This window comes from Arthrobacter sp. SIMBA_036 (assembly GCF_046535135.1).
Lineage (GTDB): Bacteria > Actinomycetota > Actinomycetes > Actinomycetales > Micrococcaceae > Arthrobacter.
The window spans coordinates 529,200-547,611 of sequence record NZ_JAWRXG010000001.1; the positions used below are offsets into that span (position 1 = coordinate 529,200).

Annotated in this window: 17 protein-coding genes and 2 tRNA genes; 16 read left to right on the forward strand and 3 right to left on the reverse strand. The window is 62.6% G+C overall.

The genetic code is table 11. The features are described 5' to 3' along the window. Positions 1 to 15 precede the first annotated feature (15 nt). The 9 genes from metG to SB659_RS02490 all read left to right on the forward strand — a co-directional run bounded on the left by metG (position 16) and on the right by SB659_RS02490 (position 8,511). Positions 16 to 1,575 (forward strand): methionine--tRNA ligase, encoded by a 1,560-nt coding sequence (metG, locus tag SB659_RS02450; protein WP_410549369.1) that lies wholly within the window; start codon positions 16 to 18, stop codon positions 1,573 to 1,575. Between the two features lie 93 nt (positions 1,576 to 1,668). Then, on the forward strand, positions 1,669 to 2,721 hold the full coding sequence (locus SB659_RS02455) for a 3-isopropylmalate dehydrogenase (protein ID WP_284978290.1): 1,053 nt from the start codon (positions 1,669 to 1,671) through the stop codon (positions 2,719 to 2,721). A gap of 113 nt (positions 2,722 to 2,834) precedes the next feature. Further along, complete coding sequence (locus SB659_RS02460) at positions 2,835 to 3,947, forward strand: branched-chain amino acid aminotransferase (RefSeq protein ID WP_410549370.1); 1,113 nt, start codon at positions 2,835 to 2,837, stop codon at positions 3,945 to 3,947. Positions 3,948 to 4,043: 96 nt separating this feature from the next. After that, on the forward strand, positions 4,044 to 4,859 hold the full coding sequence (locus SB659_RS02465; protein ID WP_410549371.1) for an MBL fold metallo-hydrolase: 816 nt from the start codon (positions 4,044 to 4,046) through the stop codon (positions 4,857 to 4,859). A gap of 48 nt (positions 4,860 to 4,907) precedes the next feature. Further along, positions 4,908 to 5,684, forward strand: a complete 777-nt coding sequence (locus tag SB659_RS02470; protein ID WP_284975207.1) for a fumarylacetoacetate hydrolase family protein — start codon at positions 4,908 to 4,910, stop codon at positions 5,682 to 5,684. Positions 5,685 to 5,814: 130 nt separating this feature from the next. Further along, positions 5,815 to 7,335 (forward strand): glutamate--tRNA ligase, encoded by a 1,521-nt coding sequence (gene gltX, locus SB659_RS02475; protein ID WP_284978287.1) that lies wholly within the window; start codon positions 5,815 to 5,817, stop codon positions 7,333 to 7,335. 11 nt (positions 7,336 to 7,346) lie between these two features. Beyond that, entirely contained in the window at positions 7,347 to 8,087 is a 741-nt protein-coding gene (locus tag SB659_RS02480; protein ID WP_410549372.1) for an HAD family hydrolase, read from the forward strand. A 142-nt stretch (positions 8,088 to 8,229) separates the two neighbouring features. Then, positions 8,230 to 8,301, forward strand: a tRNA-Gln gene (locus SB659_RS02485). Positions 8,302 to 8,438: 137 nt separating this feature from the next. Next, positions 8,439 to 8,511 (forward strand) — tRNA-Glu (locus tag SB659_RS02490). Between the two features lie 121 nt (positions 8,512 to 8,632). On the opposite strand, the gene SB659_RS02495 is transcribed toward SB659_RS02490, so the two are convergent. Next, positions 8,633 to 9,169, reverse strand: a complete 537-nt coding sequence (locus tag SB659_RS02495; RefSeq protein ID WP_410549413.1) for a DUF1697 domain-containing protein — start codon at positions 9,167 to 9,169, stop codon at positions 8,633 to 8,635. Positions 9,170 to 9,194: 25 nt separating this feature from the next. Next, positions 9,195 to 9,914, reverse strand: coding sequence for an IclR family transcriptional regulator (locus SB659_RS02500; RefSeq protein ID WP_014922101.1), 720 nt, complete (start codon positions 9,912 to 9,914; stop codon positions 9,195 to 9,197). Positions 9,915 to 10,062: 148 nt separating this feature from the next. On the opposite strand from SB659_RS02500, the gene leuC reads away from it, so the two are divergent. The 6 genes from leuC to SB659_RS02530 all read left to right on the forward strand — a co-directional run bounded on the left by leuC (position 10,063) and on the right by SB659_RS02530 (position 16,683). After that, positions 10,063 to 11,514, forward strand: coding sequence for a 3-isopropylmalate dehydratase large subunit (gene leuC, locus SB659_RS02505; RefSeq protein ID WP_284975210.1), 1,452 nt, complete (start codon positions 10,063 to 10,065; stop codon positions 11,512 to 11,514). A 9-nt stretch (positions 11,515 to 11,523) separates the two neighbouring features. Next, positions 11,524 to 12,123, forward strand: a complete 600-nt coding sequence (gene leuD, locus SB659_RS02510; RefSeq protein ID WP_284978285.1) for a 3-isopropylmalate dehydratase small subunit — start codon at positions 11,524 to 11,526, stop codon at positions 12,121 to 12,123. 231 nt (positions 12,124 to 12,354) lie between these two features. Further along, positions 12,355 to 13,680: a UDP-N-acetylglucosamine 1-carboxyvinyltransferase gene (gene murA, locus SB659_RS02515; RefSeq protein ID WP_284975212.1), complete on the forward strand. Its 1,326-nt coding sequence runs from the start codon at positions 12,355 to 12,357 to the stop codon at positions 13,678 to 13,680. An 11-nt stretch (positions 13,681 to 13,691) separates the two neighbouring features. After that, positions 13,692 to 14,465, forward strand: coding sequence for a lysophospholipid acyltransferase family protein (locus tag SB659_RS02520; RefSeq protein WP_284978284.1), 774 nt, complete (start codon positions 13,692 to 13,694; stop codon positions 14,463 to 14,465). After that, entirely contained in the window at positions 14,462 to 15,544 is a 1,083-nt protein-coding gene (locus SB659_RS02525; RefSeq protein WP_284978283.1) for an NAD(P)H-dependent glycerol-3-phosphate dehydrogenase, read from the forward strand. The genes SB659_RS02520 and SB659_RS02525 overlap by 4 nt, the downstream gene beginning before the upstream one ends. Beyond that, entirely contained in the window at positions 15,544 to 16,683 is a 1,140-nt protein-coding gene (locus tag SB659_RS02530) for a D-alanine--D-alanine ligase family protein (RefSeq protein ID WP_410549373.1), read from the forward strand. Before SB659_RS02525 ends, SB659_RS02530 begins: the two co-directional genes overlap by 1 nt. Positions 16,684 to 16,764: 81 nt before the next feature. On the opposite strand, the gene SB659_RS02535 is transcribed toward SB659_RS02530, so the two are convergent. After that, complete coding sequence (locus SB659_RS02535) at positions 16,765 to 17,277, reverse strand: DUF3515 family protein (RefSeq protein ID WP_284978281.1); 513 nt, start codon at positions 17,275 to 17,277, stop codon at positions 16,765 to 16,767. 100 nt (positions 17,278 to 17,377) lie between these two features. Here SB659_RS02535 and SB659_RS02540 point away from each other — a divergent pair, with 100 nt between their 5' ends. Next, the gene (locus SB659_RS02540; RefSeq protein ID WP_410549374.1) at positions 17,378 to 18,391 is read left to right on the forward strand and encodes a thiamine-phosphate kinase; all 1,014 of its coding nucleotides are present in this window, start codon (positions 17,378 to 17,380) and stop codon (positions 18,389 to 18,391) included. The last annotated feature ends 21 nt before the right edge of the window (positions 18,392 to 18,412 follow it).

Genomic DNA, 18,412 nt, shown 5'->3' on the forward strand with positions numbered 1-18,412 from the left:
AGGTAACTTTTTAGAGTGACGTCTCCAGAGAAATCCCCGTTCTACATCACCACCGCAATCAGCTACCCCAACGGCGTGCCGCACATCGGCCACGCCTACGAGGTCATTGCGACCGATGCCATGGCGCGCTTCAAGCGCCTGGATGGCCATGAAGTTTTCTTCATGACCGGAACGGACGAGCACGGACTCAAAATGCAGCAGTCTGCCGAGAAGGAGGGCATTACTGCCAAGCAGCTCGCTGATCGGAACTCCGCTGCGTTCAAGCAGATGAGCCTGGACCTGGGCATCTCCCACGATCGCTTCATCCGGACCACGGACCAGGACCACTACACTGCCTCCCAAGCCCTCTGGAAGAAGATGGAAGCTAACGGGGACATCTACCTCTCCAAGTACGAGGGTTGGTACTCGGTCCGCGACGAAGCGTATTACGTCGAGGATGACACCGTGGTCAAGGACGACGGCGCGCGGTACTCCAAGGAAACGGACACCCTCGTTACCTGGACGGCGGAGGAGAGCTACTTCTTCCGGCTCTCCAATTACCAGGACAAGCTCCTGGCCCTCTACGAGGCGCAGCCCGAATTCGGTGCGCCCCAGTCCCGCTTCAATGAAGTCATCAGCTTCGTCAAGCGCGGCCTGGAGGACCTTTCCATCAGCCGTACCACGTTCGACTGGGGCGTCCCGGTTCCGGGCGACGAGAAGCATGTGATGTACGTCTGGGTCGACGCCTTGACCAACTACCTGACAGGTGTCGGTTACCCGGACGTTGAGTCGGTAGCATTCAAGAAGTTCTGGCCGGCTGACGTTCATGTCATCGGTAAGGACATCTCGCGCTTCCACGCTATTTACTGGCCTGCTTTCCTGATGAGCGCCGGACTTGAACTGCCGCAGCGCGTGATGATCCACGGCTTCCTCACCAACAACGGGATCAAGATGTCCAAGTCCCTGGGCAACGTGGTAGCTCCCCAGGACTTCGTGGCGCAGTACGGGCTGGACCAGTGCCGGTACTTCTTCCTCCGGGAAGTTCCTTTCGGCGCGGACGGCAACTACAACCACGAGGCCATCGTGGGCCGGATGAACTCGGACCTGGCCAACAACTTCGGAAACCTGGCCCAGCGTTCACTGTCCATGGTCGCCAAGAACTGTGAGGGCAAGGTCCCTACGCCCGGGGTGTTCACCGTGGAGGACGAGGCACTCTTGGCCCAGGCCGGTGCGCTGCTGGAAACGGCACGCTCCGCCTTCGACAAGCAGGAATTCAGCCGGGCACTTGAAGCCATCTGGACGGTGCTGGGGGACACCAACGCCTACTTCGCCGAGCAGGCGCCATGGGTACTCCGGAAGACCGACGTCGAACGCATGAACACGGTTCTGTACGTCACCTTGGAAGTTGTCCGGATCGTGGCGATCCTCGCGCAGCCGGTCATGCCGTCGTCGTCCGCGAAGCTCTTGGAGGTCCTCGGCCAACCGGAAGGTGAGCCGCGGCAATTCGCCGCCATCGCCACGCCGATCGTCGCCGGCACGGAGCTGCCGGCACCGGTACCGGTCTTCCCGCGTTACGAAGAGCCCGTAGAGGCTTAGCAGCCTCTCACCTGACAGCAAGATCGAGCGTTTGTTTGTTCGACTGGTGAGACGTTTTTGACCAGCATGTGGATTTCTTGGCTAGATGGATCCATGAGTGCAACGTCGATCAATCTTGCTGTCATCCCGGGCGATGGCATCGGCCCTGAAGTCATCACCGAAGCTATCAAGGTCCTGGAAAAGGCCGTGGCCGCCGAAGGCGTCACCCTTGAGCAGACCCATTACAAGCTCGGCGCCCAGCACTGGCTTGAGACAGGTGAGACGCTGCCGGATGAAGTTCTTGCCGACCTCCGTACCCGGGATGCCATCCTCTTCGGCGCTGTTGGGGCCGCCCCCGGCGATACCCGGATTCCCTCGGGCATCATCGAACGCGAGATGTTGCTCAAACTCCGTTTCAGCCTCGACCACTACGTAAACCTGCGTCCGTCGCGCCTGTACGGTACGGTGGGCAGCCCTTTGGCCAATCCGGGCGCCATCGATTTCGTGGTGGTCCGCGAAGGCACCGAAGGTCCTTACGTCGGCAATGGTGGCACGCTGCGCGGCGGTACTCCGCATGAGGTGGCTACCGAGGTCTCGCTCAATACCGCCCACGGCGTGGAGCGGGTTGTGCGCGACGCATTCCGACGCGCCAGCGAGCGTCCCCGCAAGCACGTGACCCTTGTCCACAAACACAACGTCCTTGTTTTCGCAGGACACCTGTGGAAGCGCACCGTGGAAGCAGTGGCCACCGAATTCCCCGATGTCACGCACGACTACCTCCACATTGATGCGGCAACCATCTTCATGGTGACGAACCCGTCCCGGTTCGACGTCATCGTCACCGACAACCTCTTCGGTGACATCCTCACCGACCTCGCCGCTGCCGTCACCGGCGGCATCGGGTTGGCGGCATCGGGCAATATCAACATGGACCGCACCGCACCGTCCATGTTTGAACCCGTCCACGGTTCGGCGCCGGACATCGCCGGCCAGCAGAAGGCAGATCCCACGGCCGCTATCCTCTCGGCAGTCCTTCTCCTGGACCACCTTGGCTACACCACGGCGGCCCGCAAGATCGAAGCGGCAGTAGTGGCCGACGTCGAAAACCGCACCGGCGAACCGCGCAGCACCGCTGCGATTGGCGACGCCATTGCGGCAGCGCTTTAGGCCTGCCAGCCGGGCGTAAGCTTGTGTTGAATTATTTACCTGCTTCCCTGGTCCATCGTTGAATCAGATCCTTCGGGACAGTTCGGCGCCAGGTAGCTGACAGTGGAGGAATCATGACTCAGACTGCCCATGGCGTCGAATTCAGCCAGCAGCTTTCGGAAACCCCGAAATCTGCTGAGGAGCGTGCAGCCATCCTGGCGAACCCGGGTTTCGGCGACTACTTCACCGACCACACCGCCGTCGTCGACTATAAGGTCGACGTCGCTGGGGAAGGCGGTTGGCAGAACGCCCGAATCGAACCCTACGGTCCCATCTCGCTGGATCCCTCAGCCGCAGTGCTGCACTACGGCCAGGAGATTTTCGAGGGCCTTAAGGCCTACCGTCACGCCGATGGTTCTGTGTGGACCTTCAGGCCCGAGGCCAATGCCGCCCGCCTGAACAAGTCCGCCCGGCGCCTGGCCCTTCCGGAACTGCCCGAGGAGTACTTCATCGGAGCCATTCGCGAGCTGGTGCAGGCGGACCAGGAGTGGGTTCCGTCCGGCGATGGCGAAGCCTTGTACCTTCGTCCGTTCATGATTGCCACCGAGGCATTCCTGGGCGTCCGGGCGGCACGCGAAGTGTCTTTCAGGGTCATCGCATCACCGGCAGGTAACTACTTCGGCGGCGAACTCAAGCCCGTTTCCATCTGGATCTCCCGTGAATTCGCACGCGCCGGTCGTGGCGGAACCGGTGCAGCCAAATGCGGCGGGAACTACGCCGCATCATTGATCGCACAGCAGGAAGCCGAAGCCAACGGTTGCAAGCAGGTGCTCTTCCTGGACCACTTCAATGATGACGCCGTGGAAGAGCTCGGCGGCATGAACGTCTTCTTCGTCATGAAGGACGGCTCGCTGGTGACGCCTGCCCTCAGCGGCACCATCTTGGAGGGCGTCACCCGGATGTCCGTCATCCAGGTAGCCAAGGACATGGGTCGGGAAGTTTCCGAACGCAAGATCACGTTGGATGAATGGCGCGACGGCGTCGCTTCCGGTGAGATCACTGAAGTGTTCGCTTGCGGGACCGCCGCTGTCATCACACCCATCGGCGTGCTCAAAGACGCCACCGAGTTCATCGGGTCCGAGGACGCTACGGCGGGGGAGACCACCATGGCCATCCGCGAACAGCTGTTGGGCATCCAGACCGGCAAGGTCGAAGACACCCACGGTTGGCTGACGCGCCTGGTCTAAGCACCCGCCTGGTCTAGCAAACTTCCCAGCCCAACACGCCCGTTGACGGCCCCTCTGCTCGTGTTTCGAGCGGAGGGGCCATGCCATTATTGGACAGTGACTTCTGAATCAACGGCGAGTTCCGGTAATACGCATGCCGGTGACTCCTCCGGCCTGCAGCGCAGCAGTGAGCTGACCCGCTTCCGGCTTGCGCCCAACCCCGGTCCCATGAGCCTGGACGGCACGAATTCCTATGTCATCAGCGCTCCGGGCTCCAGCCGTGTGGTGATCGTGGACCCGGGACCCGCTGACGAGCACCACTTGGCAGCCTTGGCAGCATCAGGGGTGGTGGAATTGGTCCTCATCACGCACCGCCATGCCGACCACACCGGGGCTTCCGCGCGTTTCCACGAGCTGACCGGCGCCCCCGTTCGTGCCGCATCCGCCGAACATTGCCACGGCGGTGAACCTCTCATAGATGGCGAAGTCCTGGACGCTGCCGGCGTCGAGATCCGCGTTGTGGCCACGCCGGGCCATACGTCGGACTCGCTTTGTTTCCACTTGCCGGGGGACGGTCACACCGGCTCCGTCCTCACGGGCGACACCATCCTGGGGCGCGGCACCACCGTTTTGGATTACCCGGATGGAAAGCTGGGGGACTACCTCGCTAGTTTGCAGCGCCTCGAGGAGCTGGGCCCTGCGATCCTCCTGCCAGCCCATGGGCCCGTGCTGCCGGCGCTGGATGAGAAGTGCCGTGAGTACCGCGAGCACCGCGAGCAAAGGCTCGATCAAATCCGGGCAGCACTGCAACGGCTTGGCCAGGGTGCGTCCGTTGCTGCGGTCACCGATGCCGTGTACCCCGACGTCGACCCTTCCGTTAGGTGGGCGGCCGAGACGTCCGTAGCTGCGCAGCTGGACTACCTGCGGAACTGAGCTGTTCGCGTCACAGGGCATCGGGTGGCTGGCGGTAGGCTTGAGCCCATGCGTATCGCCCGGTTTGTAGTTGATTCTGATCCCCTTTACGGCGTTGTGGAAGGCGAGCCCGGCAGTGAGGAAATCACTGTCATCAACGGCGATCCTTTCTTCAACGGCGTCGTTCCCACCCACGTGAAGCACAAGCTTGAGGATGTCCGGCTCTTGGCGCCCATCATCCCGCGCAGCAAGGTGATCGGCGTCGGGCGGAACTTCGCCGAGCACGCCGCCGAACTGGGCAACGAGGTTCCACAGCAGCCGTTGCTGTTCCTTAAGCCCAACACCTCGGTGATCGGCCCGAACGATCCCATCATCCTTCCCGAGTTCTCCGAGGAAGTTTCCTTCGAAGCTGAGCTGTGCGTGGTCATTGGCCGCATCTGCAAGGACGTTCCCGAAGACCGCGTGGACGACGTCATTTTCGGCTACACCTGCGGCAACGACCTCACCGCCCGCGACGTCCAGAAAACCGACCTGCAGTGGGCGCGTGCCAAGGGCTTCGACACCTCGGCGCCGCTGGGACCGTGGATTGAAACCGAACTGGACCACGAAGACCTGTCCATCCAAGGGCGGCTCAACGGTGAACTTCGCCAGGACGGCAGCACGAACCAGATGATCCGGGGTGTACGCGAACTCGTTTCGATCGTCTCCCACGCCTTCACCCTGCTCCCCGGCGACGTCATCATGACCGGGACCCCGGCAGGTGTCGGTTTGGTCAGTGAGGGGGACCGCTTCGAGGTGGAGATCGAGGGCATCGGCCGGCTCTCCAACCCGGTGGTCCGCCGCTAGGCTCCCAGCCCGAGGCACTAACAGCCACGCCCGACGGCGGTCCGCGCCTTTCCCCGGAAAGGCGCAGGCCGCCGTCGGGCGTTTCAAGCGGGAAACCACCGCAGTGCCAAGCGGTAAAGTTGGAACCACTATGACTACTGCTTCTGCGTCGAATACTGCCTCCAGCGCCATCCCCGCCGTCAACGCCGAGACCCCGGTCCGCGTCCGCTTCTGCCCCTCGCCCACGGGAACCCCGCACGTCGGCTTGATCCGTACTGCCCTGTTCAACTGGGCGTACGCACGGCACACGGGCGGAAAGCTGATTTTCCGCATCGAGGACACTGACTCTGCCCGCGACAGCGAAGAGAGCTACCACCAGTTGCTCGACGCACTCAAGTGGCTTGGGATCAACTGGGACGAAGGTGTGGAGGTAGGCGGCCCCCACGAGCCGTACCGCCAGTCCCAGCGAGGTGACATTTACCAGGATGTCATTGCAAAGCTCAAGGCCGGTGGCCACGTCTATGAGTCCTACTCGACGCCCGAGGAGATCGAAGCACGTCACAAGGCCGCTGGCCGTGACCCGAAACTGGGTTATGACGGCTTTGACCGCCACCTGACAGAGGAGCAGCTCGCCCAGTTCAAGGCCGAGGGCCGCGAGGCCGTCCTGCGGCTGCGGATGCCGGACGAGGACCTGACATTCAATGACCTTGTTCGCGGCGAGATCACGTTCAAGGCCGGCTCCGTGCCCGACTTCGCAGTGGTCAGGGCCAACGGCGCCCCTTTGTACACGCTGGTGAACCCGGTGGACGACGCACTCATGGGCATCACCCACGTCCTCCGCGGCGAGGACTTGCTCAGCTCCACCCCCCGGCAGATCGCACTGTACCGAGCGCTGTATGCCATTGGGGTCGCAGAGTACATGCCGGAGTTCGGGCACCTTCCCTACGTCATGGGTCAGGGCAACAAGAAACTGTCCAAGCGCGACCCCGAGTCGAGCCTGTTCCTGCACCGGGAAAGGGGTTTCATTCCCGAGGGCTTGCTCAACTACTTGTCGTTGTTGGGCTGGTCCCTGAGCGCCGACGAGGACATTTTCACTGTGGAGCAGCTCGTGGCCAACTTTGATATCCACGACGTCCTGGGTAATCCGGCTCGTTTCGATATCAAGAAAGCCGAGGCGATCAACGGAACCCATGTCCGGATGCTTGCACCGGAAGACTTCAAGGAACGGCTGGTTCCCTACCTCCGAGCAGCCGGTTTTGTGGGGGAGATCCTGACGCCACGCCAAGAGGAGATCCTGGCCGAAGCAGCCCCGTTGGTGCAGGAGCGAATCACCCTCTTGGGCGAGGCCCCGGAAATGCTGGCATTCCTCTTCAAGGAAGATAGTGCCATCGATGTTGCCGACGACGCCCGCAAGGGCCTCCCGGAGAACTTGGCAGAAGTGCTTGATGCAGCGCTAGCAGCCCTGGAGCCCGTGGAGGACTGGACGGCAGAGAACATCCAGGCAGCACTCAAGCAAGCCCTGGTCGAAGATCTCGGCATCAAGCCCCGAATGGCATTCGGGCCGGTACGTACCGCCATCTCCGGCCGCCGCATCTCCCCGCCGCTCTTCGAGTCCATGGTGATCCTGGGCAAGGATTCCTCACTCGCCCGCGTTCGCGCCTTCCGGGCTTAGTAGCGGCAGTCATGGCTATCGCACGTTCCTTCGGAATCATCCGCGGTGTCCTGTTCGACATCGATGACACTTTGGTGGACCTTGAGTACGCCATGACTACTGCCTTGCGCGACGTCAGCGAACATCTCCTGCCCGGCCTTGACCAGGCCGGGTGGGCGAAGTTCGGCCGAATCTTCACCCACGAAACCACCCACTTCTATGACCGCTACCTGGCTGGCGAGTTGACCTTCAACGAACAACGCCTGCTCCGCGGACGTGCGGCGCTGGGCCACTTCGGGGTGGACCTTGGCGACGACGACGAGTCCCAAGCGTGGGTGGCGGCCTACCACCAGCGCCAAACGGCCTACGTCCGGGCCTTTGACGACGTCGGCCCGGTGCTCGATGCCCTTGACGCTGCCGGAATCCCGTATGGAGCCGTCAGTAACAACGTGCACGACTACCAGCGGGCAAAGCTGGATGGGGCGGGTCTGTCAAGGATCAAGGTCTTGGTGGGGACAGACACGGTGGGCGTGCCCAAACCAGACCCCGCCATCTACCGTGAAGGGGTGCGGTTGTTGGGCACCGATGCCGCCCAGACGATGTACGTGGGAGACAACCTGCTCCTCGATGCGGAGGGTGCCACGGCGGCAGGCTTGGTGGGGGTGTGGCTGAACAGGACCTCGCAATCCGCGGAGGGTTTCAGTGGCCGGCAGGTGGAGTCCCTGCTGGGCTTGTTGACCCCCGAATCGGTAGGTTCGCCGCTGGACGTGTGACGCAGGCATCTGTGACGCGGCTAACCTCGGTGCGATTTGTGCCGGTAAGAAGACTCGGGTAGAGTCATTACTCGTGCTGAGGGGCACGGAGGAAAAAGCCGCGGTAATCCGGGGCGTTGACCTCCGGTCCGGAAGTCGCCTTTGGGATATGGTGTAATTGGCAACACAACGGTTTCTGGTACCGTCATTCTAGGTTCGAGTCCTGGTATCCCAGCTCTGAAAATCCGCGCCGCGGCGCCGGAAGATCAGGAAGTCCGAGTCGCCTGGGCGATTTGGACAAGGGTTGAAAGTGTGAAATACTCATTCAGCTTCTTCGCCGGAAACGGCAAGGTTAGTACAAAAACAGTGCAGGGCCCCATCGTATAGCGGCCTAGTACGCTGCCCTCTCACGGCGGTAACGCGGGTTCGAATCCCGCTGGGGTCACAAATAACCCCCGGAAACCAGCTGGTTTCCGGGGGTTTTTTCTTTGGGTAAAAATGCGGAGCCGGCTTCGTGCCTTAGCGGTTTGAGTCTGTCTCCGTTCGAGTCTGTTTGCGCGCGAGCGTCAGGACGCGGCCGCGGCATCCCGGACCTTGATCAGGGTCCGCAGGTTCCTCGTGGTGGTGGTCGCCTTGTAACGGGCTTTCGCGGAGACCTTGCTGACAGGGCTTTCGAGGGTGCCACCGGCTGGCGCCAACCAGGCCAGGGCTTCCGGCCCGAGCCGCACTTTCTCGACGCTGCCCACAGCTTGGGCCGCATCCACCAGTTCGTCGAGCATTGCGCTGTCCGAGGCGAGGGTGATGTACGCGTGGGTCGATGGGTCGTCGGCAGGATACGGGCAGGCCTCCACGAGTTCGGCGATCCTGGACGGCGTCAACACCACCACCCAGGCATCGTAGCCAAAGGCTTCCCGCAGGCACTTCTCGAACTGGCCTTTGACGTCGGCAGCACCCAGCCCGGATTGCAACACCACATTGCCGCTGGCCAATAACGTCTTGACCTTGCTGAACGGATAACCGGCCAGTGCGTCTTTGAGGTCCGCCATCTTGATATTGATGCCGCCAACGTTGATGCCCCGCAGGAAAACGGCATAGCTGGTCAAGGCCGCTCTCCGCGCGTCAGGCTTGTCAGTCATTGTTCTTCCGGAGTGCCTCGGTAAGGACCCGTGCTGCGTTGCACACAACTTCAGCGTGCAACCGGCCCGGCTGCCTGGTCAGCCGCTCGATCGGACCGGATATCGATACTGCGGCGATGACGCGACCGGACGGCCCGCGTACGGGCGCCGACACGGAGGCGACCCCGGGCTCGCGCTCCCCGAGGCTCTGTCCCCAGCCCCGGCGTCGTACACCTGCAAGGACGGTGGGCGTAAAGCGGGCGTTCTGCAGCCCTTCGAGCAGGCGGTCGTGGTCTTCCCATGCCAGCAGCACTTGGGCTGCGGAACCTGCCTTCATGGACAGTTGGGTGCCTACCGGAATCGTGTCGCGCAGGCCGATCGGGCGCTCGGCCGATGCCACGCACACGCGCCAGTCGCCTTGGCGGCGGAAGATCTGGGCGCTCTCACCGGTGGCGTCGCGTAGTTGAATGAGGACCGGGCCGGCAGAGGCGATGAGCCTGTCTTCTCCGGCGGCCGAGGCGAGTTCCACCAAGCGGCTGCCCAGAACGAAGCGCCCTTGGATGTCACGGCTCACCAAGCGGTGATGGACCAGTGCCAAGGCCAGCCGGTGGACCGTGGGACGGGCAAGGCCGGTGGCGGCTACAAGCTGCGCGAGAGTGGTTGGTCCGGCCTCGAGGGCATCGAGCACTTGGGCCGCTTTATCGATGACGCCGACGCCACTTGAATTGTCCATGTAATGATATTGCCGTCTCAATATCTGAGATGCAAGTTCTTTCGCTGGCTTATTCCGCGATCATCCTGCTTCAGTGGATAGAGAAACAGTCCCATGCCTCTGAAATCCGGAGAGGCAGGGCATCAGCCGCAGTGAAGGGAGCATGGCCGTGGGAAAGACACTGGCCGAGAAGGTTTGGGACGCACATGTGGTGCGCAAGGGTGATGGCGAAGGAGCCAACGCACAGCCCGACCTTCTCTTCATTGACCTTCACCTTGTTCATGAAGTCACGTCGCCGCAGGCTTTTGAAGGCCTCCGCTTGACCGGCAGGAAGCTGCGCCGGCCGGATCTCACCATCGCCACGGAGGACCACAACACTCCCACGTTGGACATCGACAAGCCTATCGCGGACCTTACCAGCCGTACGCAGATCGAGACCCTGCGCGCCAACTGCAAGGAATTCGGTGTCCGGCTCCACTCCTTGGGGGACAAAGAGCAGGGAATCGTGCACGTCGTGGGTCCGCAATTGGGCCTGACCCAGCCGGGCATGACAGTTGTGTGCGGCGACTCCCACACGTCCACCCATGGCGCATTCGGTGCCTTGGCAATGGGCATCGGCACCTCCGAGGTCGAGCACGTCATGGCCACCCAAACCCTGTCACTGAAGCCGTTCAAGACCATGGCCATCAACGTCGAAGGCACCCTCCGCCCGGGTGTCACGGCCAAGGACATCATCCTCGCCGTGATTGCCAAGATCGGGACCGGCGGCGGCCAGGGCTACGTTCTTGAATACCGTGGGTCAGCCATCCGTTCGCTGTCCATGGACGCTCGGATGACCATCTGCAACATGTCCATCGAAGCCGGAGCCCGCGCCGGGATGGTTGCACCTGACCAGACCACGTATGACTACATGCACGGCCGGCCGCACGCACCTGAGGGCGCTGAGTGGGACGCCGCCGTCGAGTATTGGAACACGCTGCACACGGACGCCGACGCCGCTTTCGACGCCGAGGTGGACCTCGACGCCGATACCTTGGAACCGTTCGTGACGTGGGGAACCAACCCCGGTCAAGGTGTTTCGCTTTCTGCCAAAGTTCCCTCGCCGGAAGATTTTGGTGACGAGAACGCCAAGGCCGCCGCCGAACGTGCCCTTCAGTACATGGGCCTGGAAGCCGGCACTCCCATGAAAGATATCCGGGTGGACACTGTCTTCCTCGGCTCATGCACCAACTCCCGCATCGAGGATCTCCGGACCGCTGCGGACATCATTCGCGGACGCCAAAAGGATCCCAACGTGCGCATGCTGGTGGTTCCGGGCTCGGCCAGGGTGCGCTTGGAGGCCGAAGCTGAGGGCTTGGACAAAGTCTTCAAGGACTTCGGTGCTGAGTGGCGCTTCGCCGGTTGCTCCATGTGCTTGGGCATGAACCCGGACCAGTTGGAGCCGGGGGAGCGTTGCGCTTCAACGTCCAACCGCAACTTCGAGGGCCGGCAGGGCAAGGGCGGGCGCACGCACCTGGTCTCCCCGGTCGTAGCTGCAGCAACAGCCATACGCGGGACACTCAGTTCACCGTCGGACCTCGAGTCTGCTTCTGCGGGCACGCTGACCGGAATCGCAGTCTAGGAGGACCCCATGGAAAAATTCACCACGCACACCGGAATCGGCGTCCCCCTGCGCCAAAGCAACGTTGACACGGACCAGATCATCCCGGCCGTCTACCTCAAGCGCATCACCCGCACTGGCTTCGAGGACGCCCTGTTTGCCGCTTGGCGGAAGGACGAGTCTTTCATCCTGAACCAGGCTCCGTTCCGCTCCGGTTCGGTGTTGGTTGCCGGGCCTGATTTCGGTACCGGCTCATCCCGTGAACACGCCGTCTGGGCCCTGAAAGACTACGGGTTCAAGGCCGTCCTTTCCTCGCGCTTTGCTGATATTTTCCGCGGCAACTCAGGGAAGCAGGGGCTTCTGGCTGCCGAGGTTGCCCAGGACGACATCGAACTGATCTGGAAGGTCCTGGAGAACAATCCGGGCGCCGAGGTCAAGGTGGACCTGGTGTCCAAGACCGTGGAGTGCGGGAACGTGGTGGCCCCGTTCGAGATCGATGACTACACACGGTGGCGGTTGTTGGAAGGCTTGGACGATATTGGCTTGACCTTGCAGCACGAGGAAGACATCACGGCCTTCGAGGCCACGCGGCCGTCCTTCAAACCGAAGACGCTCCCCGCGAAGAGCTAATAAGCAGTAACCTTTGCATATTGGCCCAGGCCACTGCAGAATCGGACCGGTAGGCCCCGTTGATCGCGGGGCCGCCGGTCCCTTTTCGTAGGTGCCCCCAGCGGGTGGGGATCAGCTTCGATCACCCTCACCGGGATCGCGCCGCATTTCAGTTCGGTAACACGAGCTTCTATGCTTAGCTGGAGCCTTTGTAAGTTTGGGGTGCGAGTAGTCGTGAGGAAACCGGTATAGATGAGTAGTGTTCTGACAATCCGCGGTGGCGTCCCGTTGACCGGACAAGTAACCGTCCGCGGTGCCAAGAACCTGGTGCCCAAAGCCATGGTGGCTGCCCTGCTGGGCAGCGAACCATCGGTGCTGCGCAACGTCCCGGAGATCAAGGACGTCGAGGTAGTAACGAGCCTGCTGAAGCTTCACGGTGTCACGGTGGCCAAAGACCCGGAGACCGGCGATCTCACTTTGGATCCCAAGGACGCGAAGACCGCTTCGAGCACGGCCATCGATGCGCATGCCGGTGATTCCAGGATTCCCATCCTGCTGTGCGGGCCCTTGATCCACGCCATTGGTGAGGCCTTCATTCCCGACCTTGGCGGCTGCAAGATCGGTGACAGGCCCATCGACTACCACCTGGATGTGCTGCGCCAATTTGGTGCCGTGGTGGAAAAGCGACCCGGTGGAATCCACATCTCGGCGCCGCACGGACTGCAGGGAGCCAAGATTTCCTTGCCCTATCCCTCGGTGGGTGCCACCGAGCAGGTCCTCCTGAGCGCTACCCGCGCTGAAGGCATCACGGAGCTCAGCGGCGCAGCCACGGAACCGGAGATTGTCGACCTTATCGCCGTCCTGCAGAAGATGGGCGCCATCATCAGCGTCCAGACGGACCGCACCATCCGGATCGAAGGAGTCAAGGACCTGCGCGGTTATAACCACCGCGCCCTTGCTGACCGCAACGAATCGGCGTCGTGGGCTTCCGCTGCCCTGGTGACCCGCGGCGATATCTTCGTCCAGGGTGCCTCGCAGCGGGACATGATGACGTTCCTGAACACGTACCGCAAAGTCGGTGGCGGCATGGATATCGGCGACGACGGCATCCGCTTCTACCACCAAGGCGGCAAGCTCTCACCCTTGGTTTTGGAGACCGACGTGCACCCCGGTTTCATGACCGACTGGCAGCAGCCGTTGGTCGTCGCCCTGACCCAGGCCGACGGTGTTTCGATTGTCCACGAGACGGTCTACGAGAACCGCTTTGGTTTCACGGAGGCCCTGGCGCGTATGGGCGCCAACATCCAAGTCCACCGGGAATGCTTGGGCAGCGTCCCGTGCCGGTTCGGGCAGCGCAACTTCCTCCACTCCGCGGTGATTTCCGGATCCACACCGCTGAGGGGCACCGACATTGACATCCCCGATCTCCGGGGCGGCTTCAGCCACCTCATCGCGGCGCTGGCTGCAACGGGTACCTCCAGGGTGACCGGCATCGACATTATTAACCGCGGATACGAGCGCTTTACCGAGAAGCTGGCCGGCCTGGGCGCCGATTTCGACATCACCAGCACCAAGTAGCGGGGGATCCTTTGAAGGAATCGGCCAAGAGCCGGGCCACGTTTATTCTGCTCGCCGGGCTCGCCCGGCCGTTGATGAACGCCCTGATGGCCAAGAAGTGGGAAGGCACCGAAAAGCTTCCCCCGGGCGGGTTCATTGCCGCGCCCAACCACTGCACGGAAATTGATCCCGTGGTGATCGGCCACCTGGTCTATAACCTCAAGCGTCCACCGCACTTCCTTGCCAAGGCGGGGCTCTTCAAGGTGCCCGTCTTGGGTGCCTTGCTAAGGGCCGCACGGCAGATTCCGGTTGAACGCTCGACGGCGGGCGCGCACCGTTCCCTTCAACTGGCACGCGAAGTGGTGGACGCCGGCGGCGCCATCATCATCTACCCCGAGGGAACGCTGACCCGGGACCCGGACCTCTGGCCCATGAAGGGACACACCGGAGCCGCCCGGCTTGCCCTGCAGACCGGAGCCCCGGTGGTTCCCATGGCTCATTGGGGCGCCCAGGAAGTCTTTCCCCGGTATGCCAAGCGTTTTCATGTCTTTCCGCGGAAGACCGTCAGGGTCCTCGTAGGGGACCCTGTGGACCTGAGTGCCTTTGCCGACCGCCCACTGGACCGGACCACGCTGAATGAGGCGACCGATCTGATCATGGACGCCATCACGGAACTTTTGGCAACGCTTAGGAACGAAACTCCCCCCGCCCAGCGCTGGGACCCCGCCGTGCACCAGCAGTCCAAGCATGGACGGTTCGATGCGCCTGAATCCACCGACGTACCGGAGCAAGAGGGCGGGAAATGACGGGACCGATCACCCAGGGTGAGGGGCTGGGCGAGGGCCTGAGCGAGGGCCACGGGCTGAGCTCCATTGCAGTGCTCGGAGCGGGCTCGTGGGGGACTACCTTTGCCAAGGTCCTGGCCGATGCTGCTTCTGCCACGGGCGTGACCCGGACCATCCGCATTTGGGGACGCCGCCAAGCAGTTGTTGACCAGATCAACTCCCAGCACCGTAATGAGCAGTATCTGAACGGCATCGACCTGCCTCCAGCCATCGAGGCCTCCACGGATGTCGCAGAGGTCCTCCGCGGGGCGGGCCTCGTGGTCCTCGCTGTGCCGGCACAGTCATTGAGGCCGCAGTTGAGCCAGTGGAAGCCGTTTCTCTCACCGGACGCTGTGGTGGTATCCCTGATGAAGGGCCTTGAGCTGGGTACTGACGCCCGAATGAGCGAAGTGATCTCCCAGGAGCTTGGCCTCCCTGAGTCCCGGGTGGCTGTGGTGTCCGGGCCCAACTTGGCCATGGAAATCGCCGGTGAGCAGCCGACGGCGTCGGTGGTTGCCTGCAGTGATCCTGACACCGCCGCAGCGATTGCCCTGTGCTGCACCGCGCCCTATTTCCGGCCTTACACCAGTACCGATGTGGTCGGCGTCGAAATCGGCGGCATCGTGAAGAACGTCATTGCGCTTGCGGTCGGCATCTGCGAGGGCCGGCAAATGGGAGATAACACCAAGGCTTCCGTGATCACCCGTGGCCTCGCCGAGACATCCCGGCTGGCCTTGGCTTTGGGGGGCGAAGCCCACACCATGGCCGGACTGGCTGGTCTCGGTGACCTCGTTGCTACCTGCTCGTCGGCCCTTTCACGCAATCACACGGCCGGAAGGCTCCTCGGGCAAGGGCTGAGCCTGGAGCAGGTTGCCGTGCAGATGACCCAGACCGCCGAAGGCATCAAGTCCGGTCCGGCGGTGCGTGAACTCGCTGGCAAACTGAACGTTGAAATGCCCATAACGGCCGCTGTGGTGGCCGTCCTCGAAGGCAAAATGTCCGTTGATGACCTAGGGCCGCGACTGCTGGCCCGGGCCCTGAAGTCTGAAGGCGACTACTGATGGTGACAGAAGAATCCACACCCGCACCTGGACGCCGGCTCCGCGTGGCGATCCTTTTCGGCGGCCGCTCCAGTGAACATGCGGTCAGCTGCGTCACGGCTGCTGGCGTGATGGGCGCGATTGACCAGGACAAATACGACGTCGTCCCCATCGGCATCGCGAAGTCGGGCCAGTGGGTGTTGGCGTCCGGCGACACCAGCCAGTGGTCCCTGAGCTCCTCGGCACTTCCGGAAGTGCAACCTTCCGGCCAAACGGTGACCCTCGCCGAGGTCGGAGGTACCCATCAGCTCGTGGTGACTGAGCCGAACGCCATTCCCAAGGAACTTGGCTCCGTGGACGTCGTCTTCCCGCTCCTCCACGGCCCATGGGGTGAGGACGGGACAGTCCAAGGCCTCCTCGAGCTCTCGGATACCCGCTATGTCGGTGCCGGTGTTCTCGCTTCAGCGGTGGGGATGGACAAGCACTACATGAAGGTAGTCTTTGAAGCCGCAGGCTTGTCTGTGGGTCCCTACATTGCGGTGACCGACCGGGACTGGCTCACCGATCCCGAGGCGGTTCGGAAGCGGGTGGACAAGCTCGGTTTCCCGGTGTTCGTCAAGCCGGCCCGGGCAGGTTCGTCCATGGGTATCTCCAAGGTTGATTCGATCGAGGACTTGGACGGAGCGATTGAGGAAGCGCGCCGCCACGACTTGAAGCTCGTCATTGAAGCGGGCATCGTTGGCCGGGAAATCGAATGCGCCGTCCTGCAAGGACGGGGAATAGCCGCGCCCCGCACATCGATGCCGGGTGAAATTGCCGTTGCTGAGGGTGGACACCAGTTCTATGACTTCGCAGCCAAGTACGTCGAGGACGGCGCCGCGTCGCTGAGCTGTCCTGCCGACATTCCCGACGAAGCCATCGCCCGGGTCCGCGAACTGGCTGCGGTCGCGTTCGACGCGGTAGGGGGCGAGGGGTTGAGCCGGGTGGACTTCTTCTACACACCCTCCGGCGAGCTCATCATCAACGAGATCAACACCATGCCCGGGTTCACGCCCAAGAGCATGTACCCGCAGATGTGGGCGGCATCGGGGATGTCCTATGCGGAGTTGATCGATGAACTCCTCCACCTTGCGCTGACGCGCAAGACCGGCCTTCGCTAGCCCCTTGAGGGCAGTGTCTGTGCCGGCTGGAAGTCTCGGGCACAGACACTGTCTTTTTTAGTTTGGTGCTTAGCCTGGTGCTTAGCTTGGTGGAGTGCTGGAACCGGAGGACGGCAGGTTTTGCAGGTCCTCTTGGCCCACGCACTTTCCGGTGGCCTTGATCTTGGACGCCGCAGCAGCCAAGTCCGCGAGGACCGTGGCTGAGCTGATCTTGTTGGGGTCCATCAATATCTCGGTGGCAGGGTTGCGCCCAAATGTCGTCAGGGTGTAGATCGGGTTACCCTCTTTGATGACCCAGTCGACGCCGTTGACGGTGACGCAACGGTCTGTGGTCGGCCCGGGGACATTGACGCCGCATCGCAGGATGACTTGCGACGGGTCTCCCCAAGCGGCAGTGGCCTGGCTGTTGGTCTTGCGCAGGGCAGAATCGCCAATCTGGTCCGGCAGTGCCACCATCATCGCAGCGCAGGCCGGGTTGGCGGCGTCGGCGGCGGCACTGACATCAACGGTGGCTGCACAGCCGGACAGGGCCAGGGCCGACGCAGCCACGAACATCGTGGTCACGGCGGACCGGCGGAGGGTCTTTTGGAGCATCCACCAAGCCTATCCCGCATGGACCTGCCTCGTGATCCTCTCCAAGCCCACCGGCCGAGCCCGGGACTATCGTGTCAGTGGATCGCGATAGCGTAGTGCCGTGCCCGAAGAACAGTTAGCCGTCAGTGACCTTTCAGAGCCCGAACTCCTTGCCCGGATTTTTCCACGGCTTAACTCCAGTTCCAGCATGTTGTTGGGTCCTGGGGACGATGCTGCACTGATCGCGGCACCGGATGGGCGTGCCTTGATCTCCATTGACACCCAAACCCAGGACCAGGATTTCAGGCTTGAGTGGAACAACGGCTACCGGACCACCGGGTTCGACGTCGGGTGGAAAGCGGCCGCCCAAAACCTCAGCGATATCAATGCCATGGGCGGCAGGGCTACCTCCCTTGTAGTGAGCCTGACCCTGCCGCCGGCCACGCCCGTTGGCTGGGTGGAGGAATTCGCTGACGGACTCACCGCGGCGATCGCGGCTTTGGGTGCCGAGGAATGCTCCGTTGCCGGCGGGGACCTTGGCCGGGGCCGCGAAATAACGGTGACTGTCGCCGTCGTCGGGACGCTTTCAGGAGGAGAACCGGTGCTGCGCTCCGGCGCTGTACCCGGCGACGTCGTAGCGGTTGCGGGGACTTTGGGCCGCGCTGCGGCCGGATGGGCGTTGCTGGAGAGCAGCGTGCCTATCGAACGGCTGACCGCAACGAAGCGGGCCTTGATTGATAGGCAGTGCAGGCCTGAGCCACCGTTGCAGGCAGGACCTTTGGCTGCCCGGACGGGCGCCACCGCCATGCTCGATATATCCGATGGGCTTCTCCGGGACGCAGGCCGGCTCGCGAAGGCTTCGAATGTTGTTCTGGATTTCGATCCGAAGGCATTGGCGCTTCATGCCCGGCCATTGGAATCGGCAGCGGTTCTTCTCGGCGTCGAGCCGATGTTTTGGGTTCTTGGCGGGGGAGAAGACCACGGACTCCTTGCCACGTTCCCAGCAGGAATTCAGCTGCCGCAAGGCTTCACTGCGATAGGCTCGGTTCAAGCCGATGTCATGCCGTCAGGCACCGGCGTCCGGATCGCCGGGCAAGCTGCCGACACCGTTGGATGGGATCACTTTGCAGACTAAGATCGCCGCGAATGCGCACGC

Excerpts from the sequence above, each read along its gene's own strand:
- SB659_RS02455 (WP_284978290.1), top strand. The coding sequence starts at position 1,669 with ATGAGTGCAACGTCGATCAATCTTGCTGTCATCCCGGGCGATGGCATC.
- SB659_RS02460 (WP_410549370.1), top strand. The coding sequence starts at position 2,835 with ATGACTCAGACTGCCCATGGCGTCGAATTCAGCCAGCAGCTTTCGGAA.
- SB659_RS02470 (WP_284975207.1), top strand. The coding sequence starts at position 4,908 with ATGCGTATCGCCCGGTTTGTAGTTGATTCTGATCCCCTTTACGGCGTT.
- gltX (WP_284978287.1), top strand. The coding sequence starts at position 5,815 with ATGACTACTGCTTCTGCGTCGAATACTGCCTCCAGCGCCATCCCCGCC.
- SB659_RS02480 (WP_410549372.1), top strand. The coding sequence starts at position 7,347 with ATGGCTATCGCACGTTCCTTCGGAATCATCCGCGGTGTCCTGTTCGAC.
- SB659_RS02500 (WP_014922101.1), bottom strand. The coding sequence starts at position 9,914 with ATGGACAATTCAAGTGGCGTCGGCGTCATCGATAAAGCGGCCCAAGTG.
- leuD (WP_284978285.1), top strand. The coding sequence starts at position 11,524 with ATGGAAAAATTCACCACGCACACCGGAATCGGCGTCCCCCTGCGCCAA.
- murA (WP_284975212.1), top strand. The coding sequence starts at position 12,355 with ATGAGTAGTGTTCTGACAATCCGCGGTGGCGTCCCGTTGACCGGACAA.
- SB659_RS02525 (WP_284978283.1), top strand. The coding sequence starts at position 14,462 with ATGACGGGACCGATCACCCAGGGTGAGGGGCTGGGCGAGGGCCTGAGC.
- SB659_RS02530 (WP_410549373.1), top strand. The coding sequence starts at position 15,544 with ATGGTGACAGAAGAATCCACACCCGCACCTGGACGCCGGCTCCGCGTG.
- SB659_RS02535 (WP_284978281.1), bottom strand. The coding sequence starts at position 17,277 with ATGCTCCAAAAGACCCTCCGCCGGTCCGCCGTGACCACGATGTTCGTG.